This window comes from Hyphomonas sp. (genome assembly GCF_040882205.1).
Taxonomy (GTDB): Bacteria; Pseudomonadota; Alphaproteobacteria; order Caulobacterales; family Hyphomonadaceae; genus Hyphomonas.
Genome location: NZ_JBBEBT010000185.1, coordinates 1 through 3,876 on the forward strand (window position 1 = coordinate 1; position 3,876 = coordinate 3,876).

At 63.0% G+C, this 3,876-nt stretch carries 6 protein-coding genes; 4 read left to right on the forward strand and 2 right to left on the reverse strand.

The window, feature by feature from the left end:
* The 4 genes from WEA77_RS07530 to WEA77_RS07545 all read left to right on the forward strand — a co-directional run.
* The coding region (locus tag WEA77_RS07530; protein ID WP_368067250.1) for a ferrochelatase at window positions 1-271 on the forward strand (271 nt) is incomplete at its 5' end.
* Window positions 216-1,310, forward strand: coding sequence for a tetratricopeptide repeat protein (locus WEA77_RS07535; RefSeq protein ID WP_368067251.1), 1,095 nt, complete (start codon window positions 216-218; stop codon window positions 1,308-1,310). The genes WEA77_RS07530 and WEA77_RS07535, both read left to right, overlap by 56 nt.
* Before the next feature lie 149 nt (window positions 1,311-1,459).
* Window positions 1,460-1,957 (forward strand): hypothetical protein, encoded by a 498-nt coding sequence (locus tag WEA77_RS07540; RefSeq protein ID WP_368067252.1) that lies wholly within the window; start codon window positions 1,460-1,462, stop codon window positions 1,955-1,957.
* A 29-nt stretch (window positions 1,958-1,986) separates the two neighbouring features.
* Entirely contained in the window at window positions 1,987-2,490 is a 504-nt protein-coding gene (locus WEA77_RS07545; RefSeq protein WP_368067253.1) for a TerB family tellurite resistance protein, read from the forward strand.
* Between the two features lie 319 nt (window positions 2,491-2,809).
* Here WEA77_RS07545 and WEA77_RS07550 read toward each other — a convergent pair whose 3' ends face one another.
* Together WEA77_RS07550 and arfB are read right to left on the reverse strand one after the other, a co-directional pair.
* Window positions 2,810-3,352, reverse strand: coding sequence for a hypothetical protein (locus WEA77_RS07550; RefSeq protein WP_368067254.1), 543 nt, complete (start codon window positions 3,350-3,352; stop codon window positions 2,810-2,812).
* Window positions 3,353-3,553: 201 nt separating this feature from the next.
* A partial coding sequence (gene arfB / locus WEA77_RS07555; protein ID WP_368067255.1) for an alternative ribosome rescue aminoacyl-tRNA hydrolase ArfB occupies window positions 3,554-3,876 on the reverse strand: 323 nt, incomplete at its 5' end.

The following is a 3,876-nucleotide window of genomic DNA, read 5'->3' on the forward strand; positions in this document are numbered from 1 at the left end:
GATCACCATGGTCTCCGGCCACGACGTGTACCGCACCGAGCCCACGCTGCGCGACCTCGCCACCAAGGGGCTGAAGAAGGTGGATGTGATGTGCCCCGGCTTCGTCTCCGACTGCCTGGAGACGCTGGAAGAAATCGCCTACGCCAACGGCGACGTTTTTCGCCAGCACGGTGGCGAGGCTTTTTCCGTCGTCCCCTGCCTCAATGCGACCCCGGATGGAATCCGCGTCCTGGAGACGGTCACCCGGCGGGAATTGCAGGGGTGGGTGTAGGGGCCCGCGTCGCCGCAGCGCCTCCCTACGCGCCGCCGAACAGCTCGGCGTCAGCTACCTGAACCTTGCCGACACCAAACGTCCCGGCGATGCACTGGAGCAGGAAAGCCTGCTCGGTGCAGCCATACGCGTCCTTGTAAAATCCGCGTCACTGTCGCCGACCTATGAACGCCAGATGATCCTCGGCGAGGCCTACGAGCGAGCGGGTCGCGGCGACGAAGCAGAAGCCACCTACCGCACTGCGATGGCCTCCGGGCAAAGCGCTGGCCATGAAACAGCCACCTTGTCTCTTGCTCGCCTCCTTGAGCGCGCCGGCAAGGCGGATGAAGCCCTCTCTGTCCTTCAGAAGGCTTTTTCCGGCGGCCTTCAAGCCCCTTCCATTCGCTATGAGATCGGCCGGCTGCAGTTCGTAAAATCCGATTTTTCAGGGGTAAATGACGCCTTGTCGCCAATCGCCGGAACGCTCCTGGCAGCGCAGATGGCTGAGGCGCGCTACATGTTAAGTGTCGCCGAGACAGTCCTGCGCAGGACCGGCTGGCAGGCGCGGGCGCGCGCCTATGCAGATGAAGCCGCGCAAGCGAACAGCTTTTCGCCGAGGTATTCCCGCCAGGCCTGCCTGTCGCATATTCTTGCCGGCGGGCCGGACGTGAAATCAGGCGCCAGCCTGCAACGCTGCCCTGCTGGCGATACGGCGGAAAGGCATCTCCTGAGAGGGATGTATTTCCTGAAGCAGGCGCAGCTAATCGATGTGTCGGCCTATGACAGGGCGTCCCAGGATTACTGGCGCAGCATTCTCAGGCTCGCGCAGGATGCCTTCCAGTCCGGTGAGGCGGCGCTGAAAGCGCACCCCGAAGCCAAGGCGAGCCCCCGCTTCGACGACCTCGGCCGCGAGATTGATCTCGCTGTCGCACTGGCCCAGGGAAATCTGGTTGTCGAGCGCTGCCGCCGGGATGCCTCCATCGAGACCGGATCGCAGACCTGGAAAGACCTGGAAGCCTTCTTCGGACAATACGGAGTGCTCAAATGCTCCGCGTCCTGACCGATACACCTGCACCTGGACGTCCCGCTGCGCGGGCCCGCCTCAAGGTGCTGCACTTTCATGTTCTGGAGACCTGAACCATGCCGCCGCCCAGTGAACCCCATCATTCTGACGAACTCGTCTTCCAGCCCGTCCCGACGCGCGAAGACATGCAGGCGCTGTCGCAGGACGCGAGGCAGGCCAAGACAGGCCGCGCCAGGTTACTGGTTGCTGTGGTCTTCCTCGTGGGGATGATCGCTGCCGGTGCCATCGGTATGGCGATGGTCAAGCAGAACGCCGCGGCAGCGATTGAAAAGGCTGAAGCCGGCGTCGCACGGCTGACCAGTGAGCTTGCAGAAAGAGAGGCGCAGTCGGTTGTGCAGCAACAGAAGATCGACACGCAGAAAGCACAGCTTGACGCCTACGCGCCATTTCAGAGCATCGTGACGCTGCAGCAGCAGTCCGACTTGCTGGAACTCGAAATCACGCAGCTGCTTGCCGAGCCGAGCCGGGTTGGGGCTCCCGGGAAACTGACCGAGCTTCCGCCGGATGTCGAATGGCTCGATACGACCATCTCTGCGCTGACGGCCCGGCGCGACAAGCTTCAGCAGTTGAAGGCCGCCGTCGCCGCCTGGCCGCCGGCTCCGGCATCGCCCCGTCCCGATTGAACACGAACCGACACAGAGGAACCAAGCTCATGAGCGAGCTGATCGAAGGGGCCGGCGAACTGTTCGCGCCCGTAATCACAGAAAAGAAGCAGCCCTTCAGCCTGAAGGAACTCGTCTCCGAGTTTCCGAACAATCAGAGCGACTGGTCGATACCGGAAGCGTTCTTCTGCCTCGTCCTGTCGGCTGCACTGGCAGATGGGAAGATGGCGCAGCAGGAGACCGAAGAGCTCAGGGCCCTGTCGCACCGGTCACGCATATTGCGCAACCTGGATCCGAACGAACTGGCGGCACTGAACCGCACGGTCGTGAAGCGCCGTGCAGACCGGCCGGATTGGCTGAGTGAAGCGTGCCGCGCGCTTGCAAATGACATGCACCTCTCGGTGTTCGTGCACTGCCTCGACATCTGCCTGGCCGATGGCGCGATGGTCACCGCCGAGGCGGATTATCTGGAAAGCCTGCTTGAGCATCTCGCCGTCAGCGAAGATGATGCGCGACAGGCAACCCGGATCCTGTCGGTCAAGAACAGGTACTGACCGGCGCCGAGGAGGCCGGGGTCGCGGTCCTTGTCGGAACACTTTCGGCCCTGAAGGTTTTTGCGGACGTGATGGAGCAGGAACCTCAGGCAGGGCAGTGGTATTTTCTCCGATAGACGCGCGTTAGCGCCGCTCAACCCGCCGATATCGAGCCATGCCCGCTGCCTGCGCCGGGAAGTCAGTCACGCGAAACCGGAAACCTTCAGCCTAGCCTGGATCGCGCTTGCTGATGGGCGAAGGATCAGGCTGCGCACGGGGCCCGAAAGCATTACCGGGTCCGGGACGCGGCATGCTTGTGTCTGCGAATGGCAGGACCGCCTCAAGCGGTTACGACGTCTATCGGCATATCTGCCAAGCGCTGATAGAGCTTTCGGCGACGTGCCAGCGGCCACCATCCATATAGAAAAATCTCCAGCGGCCGCCAGTTTGCGACCCATCCGATAATGATCAGGCCTTCCGACAGGACGCGCGCCGCTGAGCCGGCCCCCAGCAGCATGACCGCAGCCTGCCCGCCCAGGACGCATGCAATGAGCGTCGTAAGACCGATCACCAGCGACGTTCGCCCCACGCCAAAGAGTTCGCTTATGTCGCCTTTCACGCCCCGGGCGCGCTGGCGGAAATGATTGGAGAATGCCGCCCGAAGTTGCGAAACGTCTTGCTGTGCTGATGATGGGATATGCAAAATCAACCGTATCGGGCCGCGGCGGGGCAGCTCTCTTGCCCATTCCACGATAAAGTCTTCGGCACTCTTTGACAGATCCCGTGTAGGCGTCGGAAAGGGGTCCAGCGGGTCGAACAAAAGGGCAATATTCTCGATCCTGAGCTCAATCAGGGCGTCAGTTGAGACTGGATTGGTGGTCACGGGCCGGAACCTTTTCAAACGACCGGATGCGCCGGACGATCGGCTGCATAGTCTTGCCTGATCCGGCGAAGTTCAAGATCCGCGTTCCTGATCTTTATGTCCGCCTGCGAATTGATGGAGGCGGCCGGCCGCTTGCCACCCGGCGCTTGCACATAACCGCCTGCCCGGCTTCGAAACCCGGACGCATCCGTTTTGCCGGGCCTAGTCGTCATCGCCCACGCCGGCGCGCAGGGCCTTCACTTCGCCGCGCTTCTTCTTGGCGGCAATGCGCCGGCGGACGCTGCCCGCTGTGGGTTTGGTCCCGATCCGGCGTTTGGGCGCCACCGAGGCCTTCAGAACCATCTCCGCGAGGCGCGCCCGTGCCGCCTGCCGGTTCTGGACCTGGCTGCGGTGCTCGCTCGCTTCGAGCATCAGGCGGCCGTCCGCCGTGATCCGGCTGCCATAGAGCTTGCGGAACCGCTCCTTGATCGGCGCCGGCAGGGACGAGGCGCTGACCTGCCAGGTCAGCTGCACGGCCGATGAAA